The sequence below is a fragment of the Paraburkholderia sp. 2C genome, from assembly GCF_054589215.1.
This window is the reverse complement of the sequence record NZ_BAAILL010000026.1, coordinates 16,323-34,796: the sequence shown is the minus strand read 5'-3', so window position 1 is coordinate 34,796 and position 18,474 is coordinate 16,323. Positions and strand designations below refer to the sequence as shown.

The window sequence follows — 18,474 nt, the reverse complement described above, 5'->3', positions numbered from 1 at the left end:
GCGCAAGCGCCGCGAGCGGCGCGCCGCCCGCTTCGGCGAGCAGCGCATGTGCATCTTCGATATCCTGCGCGGCGAGCCATGCGGCCGCCGCCTCGGGCGCCGGCGTCGGCATCGGCCACTGGCGGCAGCGGCTGATGATGGTCGGCAAGAGCCGGTCGATGCGCGCCGACACCATCAGGAACACCACGCCCGCCGGCGGTTCCTCGAGCGTTTTCAGGAGCGCGTTTGCGGCCGCGACGTTGAGCGCCTCGGCCGGATACAGCACGACGACGCGCACGCCGCCGCGATGCGAGCCGACGCCGCAGAAATCGAGCAGCGCGCGCACCTGCTCGATGCGGATTTCCTTGCTCGGCGCGCGGCTCTTCTTGCCGTCGTCGGCGTCGGCCTTGTCCGCCTTATCGGCTTTTTCGTCGCCATTCGAGGCGACGAAGCCGGCTTCGGCCGCGAGCGCTTCAGGCAGCACGATGCGGTAGTCGGGGTGATTGCCTTGCACGAACCAGTTGCACGCCGCGCACTGGCCGCACGGCTGGCCGTCGGCCTGCGGCGCCTCGCACAGCAAGCCCTGCGCGACATGCTGTGCGAAGTGCAGCTTGCCGATGCCCGCCTGGCCGTGCAGCAGCAGCGCGTGCGGCCACGCACCGCGCAATTGCTGCAGGCGATTCCATTCGTCGGTTTGCCAGGGATAGATCATTCTTTTTAAATTCAGATATTTGCGATCAGTTCTTCAAGCTGCCTCTGAATGAATGGCACGCTCAGCGTCGAATCGATGATGGCGAACCGGTACGGCGCCTCTTCGGCACGCCGCAGATACTCGGCACGCGTGCGCGTGAAAAACGCGTCCGACTCGCCTTCGAAACGGTCCGGCGCGCGCACCGCGCCGCGGCGCGCGCTCGCGGTGTCCGGCGGCACGTCGAACAGCACGGTCAGGTCCGGCTGGAAGCCGCCCTGCACCCAGCGCTCGAGCGCTTCGAGCTTGTCGCGCGGCAAGCCGCGCCCGCCGCCCTGGTAGGCAAACGTCGCGTCGGTGAAGCGATCGGACAGCACCCAGTCGCCGCGCGCGAGCGCCGGTTCGATGACCTGCGCGAGATGCTCGCGGCGGGCCGCGAACATCAGCAATGCCTCGGTTTCGAGATCCATCGGCTGGTGCAGCAGGATATCGCGCAGCGCTTCGCCCAGCGGCGTGCCGCCCGGCTCGCGCGTGACGACCACCGACCGGCCGCTGCCCGCCACCTTCGCCTCGAGCCGTTCCCGGAACCAGCCGAGGTGCGTGGTCTTGCCCGCGCCGTCGATGCCTTCGAATGTGATGAATTTGCCGCGCGCCATCATTGCCCTCGGATGTATTTGTCGACGGCCTTGTTATGATCGCCGAGTGAGTCTGAAAAGATACTGCTGCCGTCGCCGCGCGACACGAAGTACAGCGCGCTCGTCTGCGCCGGATTGAGCGCCGCCTGCAGCGACGCCACGCCCGGCAGCGAAATCGGCGTCGGCGGCAAGCCCTCGCGCGTGTAGGTATTGTAAGGAGTGTCCGTCTGCAGGTCGCGCTTGTGCAGATGGCCCGTGTAACGCTCGCCCATGCCGTAGATCACCGTCGGGTCCGTCTGCAACGGCATGCCCACCTTGAGCCGGTTCGCGAACACGCCGGCCACCATCGGCCGGTCCGACGCCTTGCCCGTTTCCTTCTCGATGATCGACGCCATGGTCAGCGCTTCGTACGGCGTGCGGTACGGCAGCCCGGCCGCGCGCGTCGCCCATGCCTCGTCGATACGCAGCTTCATGAGCCGGTACGCGCGGCGATAGACGTCGAGGTCGCTCGTATCCTTGTCGAATAGATAGGTGTCCGGGAAAAACAGGCCCTCCGCATTGCCGGTCGGCGTTTGCGGCGCACCGATCGCCGTCAGCAGGCCGGCATCGGTGAGGCCCGCCGAATCGTGCCGCAACGCCGTGTTCGCATCGAGTTCCGCGCGCATCCGTTTGAAGGTCCAGCCTTCGATCACCGTCGCGACGTATTCGTTCACGTCGCCGCGCGCGATTTTCTGCAGCACGTCGTACGGCGTGATGCCCTGTTTGAACTCGTAGTTGCCCGACTTCAGCTCGGCCTGCAGGCCCAGTGCGCGCGCCATCAGCACGAACAGTTCGGGCTCGACCGGCACGCCGCCGCGGTTCAGCTGCGCGGTGACGCCGCGCAGCGTGCTATGCGGCTTGATCGTGACGTCCAGTTGGGGAGTGGCCAGATTGACCGGCGTGGTGGCCCAGTGATATCCGCCGGCGGCAGCCGCCGCGACCAGCACGACGAGCGCCGCGCCGGCCAGGAGACATTTCTTCAAAAGGGTCATGCGGGACAAGGCTCGGGTGAAGACCCATATAATAACTGGTCGCCTTACCCCGAGTCATGGCCTACCTGGTTTCCGCCTCCATGAACGTATCGCAAGATTCCACTTCTGTCGCTGGTTCCGCTGCCGGTTCCGTCCCCACTGCCGCTGCCGCGCGCGCGCCGCTTGCCGCTGCCGCGCCGGTTCCACCGCTCGCGGCGCTGCCGCGGCCCGCGCGCGACGAATTCGACGCCGCGCTCGCGCGCGGCGCGTATATGCCGCTTATGCAATTCGGCGTGATCGACGTCACCGGCGACGATGCCGCGACGTTCCTGCACAGCCAGCTCACCAACGACACGCAGCATCTCGACGCGGCGAGCGCGCGCCTTGCCGGCTACTGCACGGCAAAGGGGCGCTTGCTCGCGTCGTTCCTCACGTGGCGCGCCGGCGACACGATCCGGCTGCTTGTCGCGCGGGACGTGCAGGCCGCCGTGCAGAAGCGCCTGTCGATGTTCGTGCTGCGCGCGAAGGCGAAGCTCGCCGATGCGAGCGGCGCGCTCGCCACGGTCGGCTTTGCCGGCGACGTGCGCGACGCCTTGTCCACTGTGTTCGACGCGTTGCCCGACGGCGTGCACGTGAAGGTCGACGGGCCGGCCGGGTCGCTGATCCGCGTGCCCGATGCGGCCGGGCGCCTGCGTTACCTGTGGGTAGGTCCGAAGGCCGAGGTCGAAGCGCGCTTGCCCGCGCTCGATGCAAAACTCACACGCGCGTCGGCGGCCGTGTGGGACTGGCTCGACATTCGCGCGGGCGAGCCGCGCATCACGCAGCGCGTGGTCGAGCAGTTCGTGCCGCAGATGGTCAATTACGACGTGCTCGGCGGCGTCAACTTCCGCAAGGGCTGCTATCCGGGCCAGGAAATCGTCGCGCGCAGCCAGTATCGCGGCACGATCAAGCGGCGTACCGCGCTCGCGAATGTCGCCGGTGAACCCGAAACAGTGCTGCCGGGTAGCGAGCTATTTCATGCGGACGACGCGGTCCAGCCATGCGGGATGGTCGTGAACGCGGCCGCGGCGCCGGACGGCGGTGTCGATATGCTCGTCGAGATGAAGCTTGCGGCGCTCGAAGCGGGCACGGTTCGTCTGGGGTCGGCGGATGGACCGGAGCTGACGTTCCTGCCCTTGCCTTACGCGCTGCCCGCCGACGATGCCTGAGCGCATCTGAACGTATCCGACCGGTTCCGCCGCCCGTGCCGATGCGCCGCGGGCGGTACGCAGCGTGACTTGCCTCCCCCATGCGGCCTCGCGCGCTTGCGCCTGCGAGCGATAAACGAACGCCCCGGCTGTTTTCGTCAACGGCCGCTATCGGGCTTGAACCGGCTTGAACCGGCTTGAATGGGCTTGAACCCCGGCTTGAATCGCGAATCCCTGCCATTATTATTGCTTTGGCGGCCCGGTCGTACCCACCGCCCGCCATCGACCAATCAAAACAGCGACTTCATGCGATGTGCCTGATCGTCTTCGACTGGCGTCCCGCCACGACCCACGGCCCGCTTTTCACACTCGCCGCGAACCGCGACGAGTTCCTGCACCGCGCCGCCGAACCGATGCATTGGTGGCAAGATGCGCCGGCGCTGCTTGCGGGGCGCGATCTGGCAGGTGGCGGCACGTGGCTTGGCATGACGCGCGACGGGCGTTTCGCCGCGCTCACGAACTATCGCGCGCCGCAATCGACGCGCCCCGATGCGCCGACGCGCGGCACGCTGGTGAGCCACTGGCTCACGCGCGAAGCGGGCGCGACGCCGCTCGATTACCTGAACGAAGTCGCGCAAAACGGCGACATGTACAACGGCTTCAATCTGCTTGTCGGCGACTGGCGGCGGCGCGAGCTTGCCTGGTACTGCAATCGTTCGCCGCTGGCGCCGGCGCCGCTCGTCGAAGGCACACACGGCATTTCGAACGCGGTGCTCGACACGCCGTGGCCGAAGCTCGTCAATAAGCGCGCGGCGCTCGCCGATGCACTGTCCGGCGATCCGCTCGTGCCGCTCGATCAGTTAATCGAATTGATGCGCGACCCGCGCGTCGCGCGCGACGACGAATTGCCGGCCACCGGCGTGACGCTCGAGTTCGAACGCGCGCTGTCGGCGCCGTTTATCGAAATGCCCGATTACGGCACGCGCGGGACGACTGCTATGCGTGTCTGTGTACTGGCGCAGAGCCGCGGCGAGCGTGAGCACCTGACCGTGCAGACCGCCGAGCGCAGCGACGACAACGGCTCGCACATTGTCAGACGGCCCGGCGATTTCGAACGCCGCTTCGCATTCGATATCGAGGTGTGAGCGCGGTCGCGCGCGAACTGCCGTTTCGACGTTTCGACGTTTCGACGTTTCGACGTTTCGACGTTTCGACGCTTCGACGTTTCGACGTTTCGACGTTTCGACGTTTCGACGCTTCGACGATTCGAACCGCGGCTTCGAACCACGTTCGAACCACGTTCGAGCCACGGCCTGGAACCGCGGCTTCAATCGATCCCGAATGCCGCCCGCAGCGCCGCGGCCGCATCGGCATGCGCCTGCGCGACCTCAGGCACGAAGCCGCCCATCTTGAAGAACTCGTGAATCATGCCGTCGTAGCGCTTGAGCGTGACCATGTTGCCAGCCGCGCGCAGCTTGTCCGCGTACGCCGCGCCCTCGTCGCTGAGCGGATCGTACTCGGCGATCGCGACCCAGGCGGGCGCAACGCCGCCGAAGTCCGGCGCGCCGCGCGTGCCGTCGAGCGGCGCGAAGCGCCAGTCGAAGCGGTCGCCGGGATCGCGCAGATACTGCGTGAAGAACCACTGAATCGTGGTGCCCGACAACAGATAGCCGTTCGCGAGCCGCGCATGCGAATCGGTCTGCTGGTGGCTCGTGGTGCCCGGGTAGATCAGCAGTTGCAGCACGATCGGAATGCCCGCGTCGCGCGCCAGCACGGCGTTGACGGTCGCGAGCGTGCCGCCCGCGCTATCGCCGCCGAGCGCGATCCGCGACGCGTCGATCCCATAGGCAGCCGCGTTTTCGTGCAGCCAGCGCAAGGCGTCGAATGCGTCGTTGACCGCAGTCGGAAATTGATGCTCGGGCGCGAGCCGATAGTCGACCGACAGCACCGCGCATTGCGCATCGCGCGCGAACATCCGGCAAATCGCATCGTGCGTCGCGACGCTGCCGACCGTGAAGCCGCCCCCATGAAAATAAACGAGCGCCGGCGCCGGCTGCGCCCAGTGCGGTTCGACCGGGTGATAAAGGCGTGCGCGGAGCGTCGCGCCGCTTGTGCCGTCATGCACCGGTAACGCAAGGTCTTCGACTGAAAACATCGGCGCGCTCGCAATGTCCAGAATCGGCGCGCTCTTTTCATACGAGGCGCGCGCCTGTTGCGGCGTCAGTTCGTGATACGGCGGGCGCTTCGCGCGCTCGACCATCTCGATGATCTGTTCGATTCTGGGGTTCAGCGGCATCGTGCTTCAGGCGCAAATGGCGCACTGCTCGGTGGTCGTTCCGGCGTCCGATGATGCCACACGACTCGAAAAGGCTGCGGCCACCCGGGCAAGCAAACGGTACAGAACGCAGCGGACCATCCAGGCCCGCTCGCCTTCCGCGCTACACATTTTTTCAACTGTTGGATCTTCGTTGATCAATATAGGCATCCGAATCATTTTAGCGAGCAACCCGATCATGCCTGCGAAATCTGCGCCAACGATATCCCTCTGGCCACCGTCCGATGGCCCGGACCCTTATCTCGCGCTCGAAGCACTCGACGATCCGGCTGTCGCGACATGGGTCGACGCGCAACGTGCGCGAACCATCGACGCATTCGGACGCGGTGCGCGCGTCGACGCGCTGACAAGGCGCCTCGCGGCAGCCTTTACGTCGCAAGCTCAGCTCGTCGTCTGCTCGCGCTGGGGCACATGGGCATACAACACCTGGGTCGACGACGCACATCCGCTCGCGGTGGTTCGCCGCACGCGCTGGGACGCGTGGCTTCAAGGCCGCGCCGATTGGGAAATCGTGCTCGACGTCGGGGCGATCGACATCAACGACGCTGATGCCGGCGATACGCGGTGGGTGCTGCAGGACGTCCTGATCCTCTACCCCGACGCCGACCGCGGGCTCGTTCTGCTGTCTCCCGACGGTTCGGATGCGTGCATCGTCAAGGAATTCGATATCGAAGCACGCGCATTCGTCGCAGACGGATTCAACCTGCCGGTTGCCGGCGCGCATGAGATCAGCTGGATCGACCGCGACACGGTCTACGTCGCATGGGACGACAGCACAGTGAACGGCGACGCGAATCTCAGCGCATGCGGGCAACCGGTGGCCGTGCGCAAGTGGGCGCGAGGCAGTGCCGTCGAGAACGCACCGGTGGTGTTCGCCTGCAGCGAGCACCACCTGTCGGCAACGGCCTGGTACGATCCGCTGTCGAAACGTCATCTGGCGGTGCGCTCGACGACCCGTTTCCAGTCCGAGCAGTTCTGGCTCGACGAATACCGCGGCGAATGGCGCCAATACGACGTGCCGCCGGACGCCGAAATCCGCGAATGGAACGGCTGGCTGATCGTCACGCTGCGCGCCGGCTGGGACGCCGGTTGCACCGTCTATCCGTCGGGCTCGCTGCTTGTCATCGGACACGACGCATTCGTCGCCGGCGCACGCGACTTCACCGTGCTGTTCGCGCCACGCGACCGGCAGGCCCTCGTTGACGTTGCCTGCACCCGGAACTGGATCGCTGTCTCGTCGTCGAATGACGGCACGACGCACATCGTGCGCTGGCAGGCCCCGGCTGCGGCCGACGCCGGCTGGCAATCGCACGAGTTGCCCTTGCCCGCCGCGAGCGAGGTCAGCGTGACCCCGGTCGACTGCGTAAGCGACGACACGGTGCTGATCCACGTGAGCCATTTCCTGATGCCGCCCGCGCTATTTCACGCGGATCCCGGCAGCGGCGAACCGTGGATGCGCCTGTCGCAACTGCCGCCGCTGTTCGATGCAAGTGGGCTCACCGCAACGCGATGCAATGCACTCGCCGCCGACGGCACACTCATTCCTTACTGGGTGATCGGGCCGGCCGCCGATTCCGGCGACACGCCTCGACCGTGCATGTTGCAGGGCTACGGCGGCTTCGGTGTGTCGATGGACGCGCCGGATTATGTGCATACCGACGGGTTCGCATGGCTCGAACGCGGCGGCGTGATGGCAATCGCCTGCACGCGCGGCGGTGGCGAGTTCGGACCCGCGTGGCACAAAGCTGCGCTGCGCGAAAACCGGCAGGTCGCATTCGACGATTTCATCGCAGTCGCGCAAGCACTGATCGCCACGGGCGTCACCACGCCGAAGCAACTGGGGATCGTCGGCGCCAGCAACGGCGGCTTGCTCACCGCGGCGTGCATGATCCAGCGTCCCGATCTGTTCGGCGCGGTGGTCTCCGATATCCCCCTGCTCGATATGGCGCGTTTTCATCTGCTGCTGCAAGGCGCCGCGTGGATCGAGGAATACGGCGATCCCGACGATGCCAATGATCTGCGCTATCTTCTGCGCTACTCGCCTTACGCGAATGTCGCTGCCGATACCCACTATCCGCCGGTTCTGTTTGTGACGTCGACCACCGACGACCGTGTGCATCCCGGACACGCCCGCAAGATGACCGCGAAAATGCACGCGCTCGGCCATCATGCGGTCTGGCTGCTCGAGCATAAAGACGGCGGACACGGCGGTGGCGCGCTGCCGGAGACGTTCGCAAGAACTCAGGCGATCGTTCGCGAGTTCCTGTGGTCGACGCTCACCCAGGAACCCGGCGAAGTCCCGGCCCGCGTATAAGCGTCGATCTGCCGCCACGTGCCTCGCGCACGCCTCCGCGCGCATGTGCGCGTGGCGTTTCGTCCATTACGCTTCGCGTTTGACGTCGCGCCTCAACGACATCGGATCGGTCGGCGCGCGTCCCTCTTCGATATCGGCATGACGCAGCTTCACCGCTGCGAGAATCGACGGATGCGTCAACACATAAAAGCGCCCTTCGCGCACCGCCTCGAACGTGAGTTTCGCGATGTCAGCGGCGCTCTTTCTGCCCGACTGCACCGCGCGCAGCAGTTGCCGGTCCGCGGCGAGACGCGATGCGCTTGGCGGCACGTCGTCGCGCAGTTCGACGGGACGCGTGCGTCCTGAATCCGTGATGCCGGTCGGCACATACGCGGGACACAGCAGCGAGCAGCCGACCGGAGCGCCCGTGTCACGCAGATCGTGGTAGAGCGTCTCCGTCAGCGAAACGACCGCATGCTTCGACGCGTTGTAGATGCCCATCGACGGCGCCGACAATAACCCCGCGACCGACGCCGTATTGACGATATGCGCAGGCTCGTTCTGCCGCAGCATGATCGGCGTGAACACGCGCACGCCATGCGCGACGCCCATCACGTTGACGCCGAATACCCACGACCAGTCGTTCGCCGAGCATTCCCACAGATGGCCGAGCGCCCCCACGCCCGCGTTGTTGAAAAGCAGGTGCACGCGCCCGAACGTGTCGAGCGCCGCCTGCGCGAGCGCTTCGACTTCTTCGCCGCGCGATACATCGGTGCGCACGCCGATCGCTTCCGCGCCGGCCGCGCACAGTTCGTCGACCGCGCGCGCCAGCGCCGCTTCGTCGACATCGGCGAGCACGAGCTTCATGCCGAGCGCCGCGCCACGATCGGCAAAGGCGCGGCCGAAGCCGCTCGCCGCGCCGGTGATAACCGCGACTTGTGCTGTGAAATCGTCCATCCAGTGACAGGACCGCTTCTGACTTGCGTGCCATCGCGCATGCGGCGAACAAGCGAAGCGGTCCGGCTCCGTATCAGGTTGAGGTTCTACGCGGCGCAAGCCGCATAGCGCTAGACGGTATCGCGCACCGTGTACGAACCGACGGCGCTTTCAATGGGGCGATAGGTGAAAGACGGACGCGGGTTGTTTCTGGGGTTTCCCAGTTTTCCCCTTTCCGCCAATACCTGCACGGTCACCTTGCCATTCGGGTCTTTCGCGATTATCGCTTCAGCGGTACCGACCTCGCCCGAATTCCTGTCCGGAGCCAGATAATTGAAATTCAGCATGCTCCACGGTTTCCCGTCCGGTCTTGATCCCGCATCGCTCGTCGGGCCGAACTTCGGGTGGGGTTGACCTTCCGAAGGCGTGTCACAGCTATAGATGAGCGCGGAGAATGGATGGCTCTTCGCCGCATCGAACACCGCGTCGAAACCGTTCTGCGGTTTCGCAGGATTCGCGCCGGCTGCGCTGAAATGTTTGTGGGCATCCGCGATACTGGTTGCCGCCGCGTCCGCCGATTTTGCTTGCGTATTCTTCGATGCCTGCGCATGGTACGCGGAAAAACCGGTGTCGTCGGCGGTGAACAGCATCGTGCTTCCACGCATGGGGCCACCGGTGACAACAGTGGTCGAGCCGGAAGCGAGATCGGCGAAGCTTATGTTGATGGCCGCCACGCCATCGTCGCCACTGCCGAGGCTAATGACGTTCGCGCCCGCCAGCGCGGGACTGATGTCAGTATTTCTATTGCGGTTCAGGAACAATTTCATTTCCGGATCATAGGAAGTCAGATCCTTCCCTTTGCCGAGCGTCAGCACGCCGCTGCGCTCCCGATAACTGGTCGCATGGATAACGGACGCAGCATCCGGGTTCGGTATGGTGTGATCTTTCCTGTAGAACGTAACCGGGCCGGAAAACGCGTCGACTCTTTGCTGATCCTCCTGCCGGTTGGCGGCGGGCAGGAGGCTAAGCGGTCCTTGCTTCGCCAGTTCCTTCAGCGTCGTCGTAGCCTTCCTGTTCTTTTCGGATGCAGGTTGAGCAACGGGCGATTCTTTATCGGACCCCGGCAGTATGTCCGGACGCGAGGGTGCTTTTCCTTTGAACCCCGGAATGACGACATCGACCATCGATACGCCGTCCTGCATACCGGCGATGACCTCATCACGGCTCGGCATCTTGCCGTTCAGGGCATCGTTGATGCGATGAAGTATCTTTCCCGCACCCTGGCTGCTGCCGCCGCCGGACGCGCCTACGACTGAATCGAACTTCTCCGTGACCCTCCGGATGGCCTCTTTCTCCTGCTTCGTCGCGGGCCGTCCATCGATAAGCAGCGATACGTTGTTAGCCGTGCACTCGAGAAAGGCAGTGATGGGTTTCTCAAGTGCATCGGCTGTAATCGTCAGGACCTCTTTCCAATCATAGTTTGTTTTGATTTTGACGCCTTGGAGTCGCACCCACGTGACCGAGTCGTCTTTCTGTGCGACCCGGTTGCCGGGTGGCGATACCGGCGTCGTCGGCACGGCTCTCTCGTTCTGACTGAAGTTCCAGTCTCTGGGATCGGGAGATCTGCGATTGCGCTGCCGCGAAGCTATCGGAGGCGTTGTTCCTTGAGATGCACCGTCCGTCGCATCCGCCTCACCATATTCGCGATACATCGACTGCTGAACACCACGGTCGTTCGTTTTCATCCACCAGCTCCTTATAGATAGTAAGCATGCCGAAATAATTTCCAGAAACCGCTTGAGGAGAGGTTCGCCGGATCACGAGCATGCGAGAACGATTCTGACTGCCAATAAGCTGCCAGCAGCAATATCTGCTTACGTCAGCCTATTTTTTACACGTCCGAGCGGATATTTCACCGCGTGCGTGCGCCGCGCACCATCTGGGTGCGGCATGACAGCCGCGTCATCGGAAGGTAATCAACGGGAAGGAAAGCCGATCGTTCGGAATACCTGGAAAGCGCTTCGTGCGGACACGATCAGATCAGCTTGACGATCTGCTTACCGAAGTTGTGTCCTTTGAGCATGCCGAGAAACGCCTGCGGCGCCGACGCGAGGCCGTCCACGACAGTCTCGCGATAGTGCAGCTTCTTCTGCGCGACGAGTTCGCCGAGTTGCCGCAACGCTTCGGGCCACACATCGAGATGCTCGTAGACGATAAAGCCGCGCACCGAGAGCCGCTGCGTCAGTATTGCGCCGGCGTTCGAGAGCGCGGCGTGATTCGGGTCGTAACGCGAGATCATGCCGCACACGGCGATGCGGCCATGCGCGTTCATCCGGGCAAGCGTCGTGTCGAACACCACGCCGCCGACATTTTCGAAGCAGCCGTCGACGCCGTCCGGTGTGGCCTTTTCCATGTCTTCGCGCAGGCTGCCCGCCTTGTAGTCGACGCACGCATCGAAGCCGAGCGTTTCGACCACATAGCGGCATTTCTCTTCACCGCCCGCGATGCCGACCGCGCGGCAACCGGCCAGCTTCGCCAACTGGCCGACCACGCTGCCGACCGCCCCGCTCGCCGCGCTGACGACGACCGTCTCGCCCGCCTTCGGCGCAATGATGGCGTGGAGGCCGTACCACGCGGTGACGCCCGGCATGCCGACCGCGCCGAGATACGCGGAAAGCGGCACGTGCGTGTCGTCGACCTTGATGACGCCGCGGCCGTCCGACGTGGCGAATTCCTGCCAGCCGAACATGCCAGTGACCTTGTCGCCGACCGCGAACGACGGATGCTTCGACTCGACGACCTCGCCCGCCGTGCCGCCGATCATCACTTCGTCGAGCGGCTGCGGCGCCGCGTACGACTGGCTGTCGTTCATCCGGCCGCGCATATACGGGTCGAGCGACAGATAGTGATTGCGCACGCGGAACTCGCCGTCGGCAAGCGGCGCGAGCGGGGCTTCGACGAGGCGAAAATTGTCGACGGTCGCGGCGCCTTGCGGGCGCGACACGAGCAGAATCTGCCGGTTGATTTCGGTCATCTCCGCGCTCCTTCTGAACAACGGACAACGGGTGCTCAACCGTCGCTCGGCCCTGGCCTTGCCGACGGATCGGTGCGCTGCCTTTGCTGCACGACGTCGCGCCCCACCGCGAGGCGCCGCATGTACTTGAAGGTGCCGAGCGCCTTCGCGACGAAATGGCCTTCCACGTCGCGAATCTCGCCCTCGCAATAGGCCATCGTGGTCGAGCGATGCAGCACGCGGCCGGTCGCGCGCAACTCGCCGCGGCCCGGCTGCATGAAATTGACCTTCATTTCGACCGTGACCACGCCCACGCCATCCGCGGCAAGACTGCGCGCGGCCATCGCGAGCGCGACGTCGGACAGCGTCATTGTCACGCCGCCATGCGCGACGTTCCACGTATTCAGATGGTCCGGCGCGAGCGGCAATACGACTTCGCTCACGCCGTCCGCGGCGCTCACGACGCGCACGCCGAGGTGATCGACGAACGGGCTTTCGATCGCCGGCGGCGCGGCACGGCCTTGCGGCTCTTGCGGTTCACTCATTGAAAATCACACTTCGTAATCGACGCATTCGCGCGACTCGCGCACCTTGCCGACAAACGCCTTGAGCGCTTCATGCGTCGGATGGATCTGGTAAGCGTCGAGCGCGGCCTTGTCGGTGAAATCGGAGACCAGCACGACGTCGTAAGTGGATTCGAGGCCCGGCTTCGCGATGCCGGCTTCGAGATGCAGAATGCCCGGAACGATCGAGCGGCAGCCTTCGAGCTTTTCCTTCAGCTTCACGGCGTTTTCCGCGCGCGTCGCGCCTTCGGCGTGTTCCTTGAGTTTCCACATCACGATGTGACGAATCACGGTTTTCTCCTTGTCGATGAATCGTTATTGATGAATGCCGGTCGCGCACTAGCCAGATTGCCTTGCTACGGCCTCGCATCCGCAAATGATAACCCGCCGTATTCATTGCATTGAAGCAGGCACGTACAGAGGTTTCGTCAATATGTACTGCATCAGCAGCAACGAAGCGGAAAAAACAGACGCTTGTGGTGCGCGCCACCGCCGCCGTCGGCCCGACCGTTTCCTATACTTTTTGCATCGCGCGGCCACCCGCGCGACACGTGCGGCACATCGCCATCCGACTTCGAGAGGGCAACATGGCTACCTACATCATGCTCGTGAACTGGACCGATCAGGGTATTCGCAACGTGAAGGACACCGTCAAGCGCGCGAAGGCGTTTCAGGAAACCGCGCAGTCGTTCGGCACGACGGTCGGCTCACTCAAATGGACGCTCGGCGCCTACGATCTCGTCGTGACATTCGACTGCCCCGACGACGAAACCGCCACGCGTATCGGGCTTGCGCTCGGCCTGCAAGGGAACGTGCGAACGTCGACTTTGCGCGCCTTCGGCGAAGACGAAATGGAGCGGATTCTGGCCGGGCTTAAGTGAGCCCCGGATGAGCCCCCGGATGAGCCCCGGATGAGCCGCGGTTTGCCGAGTCCCGCTCCGCGCGCCATCATGCAAGCGCTTCCCCTGCCGATTCCCGATGAGCCTTGCGGGTGCCCCGGGATCCAGCGGGTTTTTCAGTCTTGACGCCCTGTCCGGCCTTCGACTTTTGACGGGGCTTGCGCGCTGTCGGGCCCGACGCCGTCGTTCTCGCGGCGCGGGCCGCACGCTTGGCCTCCTCCGGTAACGGCGCATAGGACGGGTTGAATTCTATGACCGGCCGGGCGCCGCGCGCTCCGGCAACTTTCAGGATCGTCTCGAAGCGCGGTTTGGCGCCTTTATTGAGCGATTTGTACAGACTCTTGCATTGCACGCCTGCATCGGCCGCTACCTTCGCCATGCCGCGCGCCTTGGCAATCTCCCTGAGTGCGGCGAGCACTGCATTTTCGTCTCCAGACGCGAGCGCGTCGGGCAGTAACCGCATCGCGCCCAAACCCCGCGGTCACGACTACAATGGCCGGCACAATCCCGCTTTCGCCGAGGTGCCGGCCATGTACTCCGATCGCGTCGTCAGGTTCGTCCGCTGCGTTGTTGCCATGCTGGCCGTGGCCACGCTGGCGGGCTGCGCCACGTGGTTCGGCAGCGATCCGCTGCGCGTGAATGTCGCCGGCCTCGAACCGCTCGACAGCCAGGGCATGGAAGTGCGCTTCAACATGAAGCTGCGCATTCAGAACCCGAGCAGCTCGTCCGTGAGTTTCAGCGGCGTTTCAGTCGATCTCGAGGTAAACGGCAAGCCGTTCGCGACCGGCGTGAGCCCCGCGTCCGGCAGCGTGCCGGCGTTCGGCGAAACGGTCGTCAGCGTGCCGGTTACCGTCCCGGCGCTCGCCGTGCTCCATCAGATGTTCGTGTTCGTCGACCGCTCGCAATACGGCCAGATCGAATACATCCTGCGTGGACGGCTGGCCGGTACCGGCATAACCGGCAGCACGCGCTTTACCGACCAGGGGTCGCTGTCGGTGCCGTTCCCGTATATCGGCGGCGCCGATTCGTGATTCACACGGTCGGCGCGTCAACCGGTTTGCCGCGCAAGGCGACCGCGATCGAACTGCCCACCACGAGTGCGATGCCGGCCAACGACACGGCCCCGATCGTCTCGCCCCACGCGAGATAACCAAACAGCGTCGCCCAGACGATGGTCGTGTAGTTGTACGGGGCAAGCGCGCTGGCGCTCGAATCGCGAAACGCGACGGTCATCAGGATCTGACCGGTACCCGCCAGAACGCCGATCAGCGCCATCAGCGCGAGCGCCTCGAACGTCGGCGTGCGCCACAGGAACGGCAGCGACAAGCCGCTGACGAGCATGCCGATCAGCGTGAAATACAGCACCGCGACGCTCGAATCTTCGGTTGGCTCGAAGCGCTTGATCTGGATGATCGACAGCGCGCCCGTGATCGCGCTCAGAATCAGCAGCAGCGGGCCGATCCAGCTCGAGTGATTGCCGGTCGGCCGCACAATCAGCAGCACGCCGATAAAGCCGATAGCGGCGGCCGCGGCATCGCGGCGGCGCAGCGATTCCTTCAGCAGCAGCGGTGCGAGCACCGTGACGAACAGCGCCTCCGAGTACAGAATCGCGACGGCTTCGGAAAGCGGCGCATAGGGCAGCCCCGCGAAGAACAGCCCCAGCGTGACGAGCAGCGTGAGTGCGCGCAACGTCTGCCGGCGCAGGCTCAGCGTTCTGAGGCGCTCGCGCAACGGCGTGCCGCGCAGGCACATCGCGAGTGCCGGCGCCAGACCGAACAGCATGCGGAAAAACGTGAGCTCGTTGGCCGGATAGTCGCGCGCGACCGCTTTCGCCAGTGCGTCGACAAGTGCGAAGCAGAACATCGCAAGCAGAATCTGCCCGATGCTGCGCGCCGCGACGGCATGCGGACGGGAAATGGCAATGGACACGGGAAGCAGCGCCTCTATTAGTCAGGCAAATGAGCATGCGATGCCGCCGGAAAACCCGTGGCCGACTCCGCAGGCCGTTCGCCGGGCAGATCCGCGGCGCGCACGCGCTGCACGCCAGCCGCCTGCATCTCGCGCCATGCCGCATCGAGCGAGCCGTCCAGGTCGATCGCGCGCGTCGCGTCTTCAATGACCATCACATCGAATCCCGCCGCACGCGCATCGAGCGACGACCATGCGACGCAAAAGTCCGTCGCTAGCCCGCAGCACCAGACGCGTTTGACACCGGTTTCGCGCAGGTAACCGGTCAGCCCGGTCGGCGTCGCATGGTCCGCTTCGACGAATGCCGAATAGCTGTCCACATGCTGGTGATGCCCCTTGCGGATGATCGCGCGCGCGTGCGGAATATCGACGTCGCGATGAAACGCGGCGCCCGGCGTCTCCTGCACGCAATGCACCGGCCACATCACCTGTTCGCCGTACGGCAGCGTCATATATTCGAACGGCTTGCGGCCCGCATGATTCGCGGCAAACGAAATATGCTCGCGCGGGTGCCAGTCCTGCGTCAGCACGACGTGCGTGAAAAGACGCGCGAGCCGGTTGGCGATCGGCACAATCTCGTCGCCGCGCGCGACTGCGAGCGCGCCGCCCGGCATAAAGTCGTTTTGCAGATCGACCACCAGCAATACGTCTTCGGTCGGGTTGATTCTGTATTTCGATGCCGTTTCCATGCTTGCTCTCGCCTCTCCCGTTGTTTTAGCCGCTGCCTTGCCCGTCGTCTTATCCGTTGCCTAGCCGTTGAAGCGCCGTCCCTGTGCCGCGCGCTCGACGAGGCCCGGCGCGATTTCCCAGGCATCGCCATTCGGTTGAGCCGCCGCATAACGGCGAATCGCACGCTCCACCTCGGCGAGACCGACCGTGTCCGCATGGAACATCGGTCCGCCGCGCCACAGCGGAAAGCCATAGCCGGTCAGATAGACCATATCGATGTCGGACGCTTTCGCGGCGATGCCTTCGTCCAGAATCCTCGCGCCTTCGTTGACGAGCGCATAGACGAGGCGCTCGACGATCTCCTCATCGGTTAACTCACGCCGCGCGACGCCCGCTTGCCGCGCATGCGCGACGATCATGTCGTCGACGAGCGTCGATCGATAGGCGGTACGCGCGCCTGCCTTGTAGTCGTACCAGCCGCCGCCGGTCTTCTGACCGAAGCGGCCCATCTCGCACAAGCGGTCGGCGACGGTCGAATAGCGCTGCGCCGGGTGCTCGCGATAACGGCGCTTGCGAATCGCCCAGCCGATATCGTTGCCGGCGAGGTCGCTCATCCGGAACGGCCCCATCGCGAAGCCGAATGCCTCGATCGCGTGATCCACCTGCGCGGGCAGCGCGCCCTCTTCGAGCATAAAGAACGACTGGCGCACATACTGCTCGATCATCCGGTTGCCGATAAAGCCGTCGCACACCGCCGCGACGACCGCCGTCTTGCCGATCTTCTTCGCCAGCTTCATGACGGTGGCGAGCACATCCTTCGCCGTTTTCTCGCCGCGCACGACTTCGAGCAGCTTCATCACGTTCGCCGGACTGAAGAAGTGCATGCCGACCACATCGTGCGGACGCTGCGTGAACGCGGCAATGCGGTTCAGATCGAGCGTCGATGTGTTCGATGCGAGCATCGCGCCGGGTTTCGCCAGCGCGTCGATGCGGCGAAACACCTGCTCTTTCACGTTCATATCTTCGAATACCGCTTCGACAATCAGGTCCGCCTGCTTCAGATCGTCATACGACAGCGACGGCGTGATGCGCGCCAGCCGTTCTTCCGCCGCCTCGGCCGCGAGCTTGCCTTTTTTGACAGTGTTGTCGTAATTCCCGCGGATTGCCGCAAGACCGCGCTCGAGCGCTTCGTCGGTCGCGTCGATCAGCGTAACCGGCAAACCCGCATTGACGAAGCTCATGGCGATGCCGCCCCCCATCGTGCCCGCGCCGATCACGGCGACCTGTGCGACATTGCGCGTCGGCGTATCGGCCGGCACATCGGCAATCTTGCTGGCCGCGCGTTCGCCGAAAAACGCATGGCGCAGCGCGCGGCTTTCGGGCGACGGCACGAGCGCGACGAAACATTCGCGCTCGAACGCGAGACCTCTGTCGAACCCGTGCAACACGCCGGCTTCGATCGCATCGATGCATCGATGCGGTGCGGGGAAGTGCTTCGCGGTTTCGGCGATGCGTTTGCGCGCGGAAGCGAGATGAGCCGCTGCCGCCTCGTGGCTCCCGATCGCGCGGTCGCGCAACGTCGGGTGCGGACCGGGCCGCGCGCCGGCTTCGCGCGCGAACATGAGCGCGGCGTCGAGTAAATCAGCTTCGACGAGTTTGTCGAATAGCGCGGTGTCCGCGAGGGCTTCGGATATGACCGGCGTCCCCGTCACGATCATATCGAGCGCGCGCGGCAACCCGATCGCGCGCGGCAAACGTTGCGTGCCGCCCGCGCCGGGCAGAATGCCGAGCTTCACTTCGGGCAGCGCGATCTGCGTGCCATGCGCGGCGACACGATAATGCGCGCCGAGCGCGAGTTCGAGACCGCCGCCCATCGCCACGCCGTGAAGCGCCGCGACGACCGGCTTCGCGCTGCCTTCGAGCGCGCGAATCAGCGTGCCGAGCATCGGCTCCTGCGTCGCTTTGGGCGTGTTGAATTCGGTGATATCGGCGCCGCCGCAGAACACCTTGCCGGCGCCGGTCAGCAGGATCGCGGTCACGTTCGAATCCCGCTGCGCGCGCTCGAGTCCATCGACAATGCCCGCGCGCGTCGAGTGGCCAAGACCGTTCACCGGCGGATTGTTCAATGTAATGACGGCCACGCCGTCGTGCGTCGCGTAATCGACTGCCATCTGCGTGCCTCCGTTCCGACCGGGGAGCCGCATACCGCGTGCACAGAACCCGCGATGCGCATAACGGACGCATTGCATTCGCGCGGTTGCGGCGAAACCTACCGGTCATTGTCCGCGATTCGCCGCGA

At 64.8% G+C, this 18,474-nt stretch carries 18 protein-coding genes; 5 read left to right on the top strand and 13 right to left on the bottom strand.

Annotated elements, in window-relative coordinates:
• From holB to mltG, 3 genes are all read right to left on the bottom strand, one after another.
• On the bottom strand, window positions 1-691 hold a 691-nt coding region (gene holB / locus ACYPXD_RS06055), incomplete at its 3' end, for a DNA polymerase III subunit delta' (protein ID WP_459708570.1).
• Between the two features lie 11 nt (window positions 692-702).
• Window positions 703-1,323, bottom strand: coding sequence for a dTMP kinase (gene tmk / locus ACYPXD_RS06050; RefSeq protein ID WP_459708568.1), 621 nt, complete (start codon window positions 1,321-1,323; stop codon window positions 703-705).
• A complete protein-coding gene (mltG, locus tag ACYPXD_RS06045) occupies window positions 1,323-2,333 on the bottom strand; it encodes an endolytic transglycosylase MltG (protein ID WP_459708565.1) in 1,011 nt (336 codons plus the stop codon). Before mltG ends, tmk begins: the two co-directional genes overlap by 1 nt.
• 80 nt (window positions 2,334-2,413) lie before the next feature.
• On the opposite strand from mltG, the gene ygfZ reads away from it, so the two are divergent.
• Both ygfZ and ACYPXD_RS06035 read left to right on the top strand, forming a co-directional pair.
• Window positions 2,414-3,520 (top strand): CAF17-like 4Fe-4S cluster assembly/insertion protein YgfZ, encoded by a 1,107-nt coding sequence (gene ygfZ, locus ACYPXD_RS06040; protein WP_459708563.1) that lies wholly within the window; start codon window positions 2,414-2,416, stop codon window positions 3,518-3,520.
• A 290-nt stretch (window positions 3,521-3,810) separates the two neighbouring features.
• Entirely contained in the window at window positions 3,811-4,644 is an 834-nt protein-coding gene (locus ACYPXD_RS06035; protein WP_459708560.1) for an NRDE family protein, read from the top strand.
• A gap of 182 nt (window positions 4,645-4,826) precedes the next feature.
• On the opposite strand, the gene ACYPXD_RS06030 is transcribed toward ACYPXD_RS06035, so the two are convergent.
• Entirely contained in the window at window positions 4,827-5,795 is a 969-nt protein-coding gene (locus ACYPXD_RS06030) for an alpha/beta hydrolase (RefSeq protein WP_459708557.1), read from the bottom strand.
• 217 nt (window positions 5,796-6,012) lie between these two features.
• Between ACYPXD_RS06030 and ACYPXD_RS06025 the strand changes: the two genes are divergently transcribed.
• A complete protein-coding gene (locus ACYPXD_RS06025) occupies window positions 6,013-8,148 on the top strand; it encodes a prolyl oligopeptidase family serine peptidase (protein ID WP_459708555.1) in 2,136 nt (711 codons plus the stop codon).
• A gap of 66 nt (window positions 8,149-8,214) precedes the next feature.
• Here ACYPXD_RS06025 and ACYPXD_RS06020 read toward each other — a convergent pair whose 3' ends face one another.
• The 5 genes from ACYPXD_RS06020 to ACYPXD_RS06000 all read right to left on the bottom strand — a co-directional run bounded on the left by ACYPXD_RS06020 (window position 8,215) and on the right by ACYPXD_RS06000 (window position 12,930).
• Window positions 8,215-9,084, bottom strand: coding sequence for an SDR family oxidoreductase (locus tag ACYPXD_RS06020; RefSeq protein WP_459708552.1), 870 nt, complete (start codon window positions 9,082-9,084; stop codon window positions 8,215-8,217).
• Window positions 9,085-9,194: 110 nt separating this feature from the next.
• Entirely contained in the window at window positions 9,195-10,808 is a 1,614-nt protein-coding gene (locus ACYPXD_RS06015) for a hypothetical protein (protein ID WP_459708549.1), read from the bottom strand.
• Window positions 10,809-11,098: 290 nt separating this feature from the next.
• The gene (locus tag ACYPXD_RS06010) at window positions 11,099-12,097 is read right to left on the bottom strand and encodes an NADP-dependent oxidoreductase (RefSeq protein ID WP_459708547.1); all 999 of its coding nucleotides are present in this window, start codon (window positions 12,095-12,097) and stop codon (window positions 11,099-11,101) included.
• A 35-nt stretch (window positions 12,098-12,132) separates the two neighbouring features.
• Window positions 12,133-12,621: a PaaI family thioesterase gene (locus ACYPXD_RS06005; RefSeq protein ID WP_459708545.1), complete on the bottom strand. Its 489-nt coding sequence runs from the start codon at window positions 12,619-12,621 to the stop codon at window positions 12,133-12,135.
• A gap of 6 nt (window positions 12,622-12,627) precedes the next feature.
• Window positions 12,628-12,930 carry a Dabb family protein gene (locus tag ACYPXD_RS06000; RefSeq protein ID WP_459708543.1) on the bottom strand — a complete coding sequence of 101 codons (303 nt, stop codon included), beginning with the start codon at window positions 12,928-12,930 and terminating at the stop codon, window positions 12,628-12,630.
• Between the two features lie 296 nt (window positions 12,931-13,226).
• Between ACYPXD_RS06000 and ACYPXD_RS05995 the strand changes: the two genes are divergently transcribed.
• Window positions 13,227-13,520 (top strand): GYD domain-containing protein, encoded by a 294-nt coding sequence (locus tag ACYPXD_RS05995; protein ID WP_459708541.1) that lies wholly within the window; start codon window positions 13,227-13,229, stop codon window positions 13,518-13,520.
• Window positions 13,521-13,587: 67 nt separating this feature from the next.
• Here the strand turns inward: ACYPXD_RS05995 and ACYPXD_RS05990 are convergent, their stop codons facing one another.
• Window positions 13,588-14,001 (bottom strand): addiction module antidote protein, encoded by a 414-nt coding sequence (locus ACYPXD_RS05990; protein WP_459708538.1) that lies wholly within the window; start codon window positions 13,999-14,001, stop codon window positions 13,588-13,590.
• A gap of 67 nt (window positions 14,002-14,068) precedes the next feature.
• On the opposite strand from ACYPXD_RS05990, the gene ACYPXD_RS05985 reads away from it, so the two are divergent.
• Complete coding sequence (locus ACYPXD_RS05985) at window positions 14,069-14,569, top strand: LEA/WHy family protein (protein WP_459708536.1); 501 nt, start codon at window positions 14,069-14,071, stop codon at window positions 14,567-14,569.
• Between the two features lies 1 nt (window position 14,570).
• Here the strand turns inward: ACYPXD_RS05985 and ACYPXD_RS05980 are convergent, their stop codons facing one another.
• The 3 genes from ACYPXD_RS05980 to ACYPXD_RS05970 form a co-directional block, all read right to left on the bottom strand.
• Window positions 14,571-15,461 (bottom strand): DMT family transporter, encoded by an 891-nt coding sequence (locus ACYPXD_RS05980; RefSeq protein WP_459708736.1) that lies wholly within the window; start codon window positions 15,459-15,461, stop codon window positions 14,571-14,573.
• A gap of 23 nt (window positions 15,462-15,484) precedes the next feature.
• Window positions 15,485-16,171 (bottom strand): bifunctional nicotinamidase/pyrazinamidase, encoded by a 687-nt coding sequence (gene pncA, locus ACYPXD_RS05975; RefSeq protein WP_459708734.1) that lies wholly within the window; start codon window positions 16,169-16,171, stop codon window positions 15,485-15,487.
• Window positions 16,172-16,255: 84 nt separating this feature from the next.
• Window positions 16,256-18,346 (bottom strand): 3-hydroxyacyl-CoA dehydrogenase NAD-binding domain-containing protein, encoded by a 2,091-nt coding sequence (locus ACYPXD_RS05970; protein WP_459708534.1) that lies wholly within the window; start codon window positions 18,344-18,346, stop codon window positions 16,256-16,258.
• Between the last annotated feature and the right edge of the window lie 128 nt (window positions 18,347-18,474).

Excerpts from the sequence above, each read along its gene's own strand:
- tmk (WP_459708568.1), bottom strand. The coding sequence starts at position 1,323 with ATGGCGCGCGGCAAATTCATCACATTCGAAGGCATCGACGGCGCGGGC.
- mltG (WP_459708565.1), bottom strand. The coding sequence starts at position 2,333 with ATGACCCTTTTGAAGAAATGTCTCCTGGCCGGCGCGGCGCTCGTCGTG.
- ygfZ (WP_459708563.1), top strand. The coding sequence starts at position 2,414 with ATGAACGTATCGCAAGATTCCACTTCTGTCGCTGGTTCCGCTGCCGGT.
- ACYPXD_RS06035 (WP_459708560.1), top strand. The coding sequence starts at position 3,811 with ATGTGCCTGATCGTCTTCGACTGGCGTCCCGCCACGACCCACGGCCCG.
- ACYPXD_RS06030 (WP_459708557.1), bottom strand. The coding sequence starts at position 5,795 with ATGCCGCTGAACCCCAGAATCGAACAGATCATCGAGATGGTCGAGCGC.
- ACYPXD_RS06025 (WP_459708555.1), top strand. The coding sequence starts at position 6,013 with ATGCCTGCGAAATCTGCGCCAACGATATCCCTCTGGCCACCGTCCGAT.
- ACYPXD_RS06020 (WP_459708552.1), bottom strand. The coding sequence starts at position 9,084 with ATGGACGATTTCACAGCACAAGTCGCGGTTATCACCGGCGCGGCGAGC.
- ACYPXD_RS06015 (WP_459708549.1), bottom strand. The coding sequence starts at position 10,808 with ATGAAAACGAACGACCGTGGTGTTCAGCAGTCGATGTATCGCGAATAT.
- ACYPXD_RS06010 (WP_459708547.1), bottom strand. The coding sequence starts at position 12,097 with ATGACCGAAATCAACCGGCAGATTCTGCTCGTGTCGCGCCCGCAAGGC.
- ACYPXD_RS06005 (WP_459708545.1), bottom strand. The coding sequence starts at position 12,621 with ATGAGTGAACCGCAAGAGCCGCAAGGCCGTGCCGCGCCGCCGGCGATC.
- ACYPXD_RS05995 (WP_459708541.1), top strand. The coding sequence starts at position 13,227 with ATGGCTACCTACATCATGCTCGTGAACTGGACCGATCAGGGTATTCGC.
- ACYPXD_RS05990 (WP_459708538.1), bottom strand. The coding sequence starts at position 14,001 with ATGCGGTTACTGCCCGACGCGCTCGCGTCTGGAGACGAAAATGCAGTG.
- ACYPXD_RS05985 (WP_459708536.1), top strand. The coding sequence starts at position 14,069 with ATGTACTCCGATCGCGTCGTCAGGTTCGTCCGCTGCGTTGTTGCCATG.
- ACYPXD_RS05970 (WP_459708534.1), bottom strand. The coding sequence starts at position 18,346 with ATGGCAGTCGATTACGCGACGCACGACGGCGTGGCCGTCATTACATTG.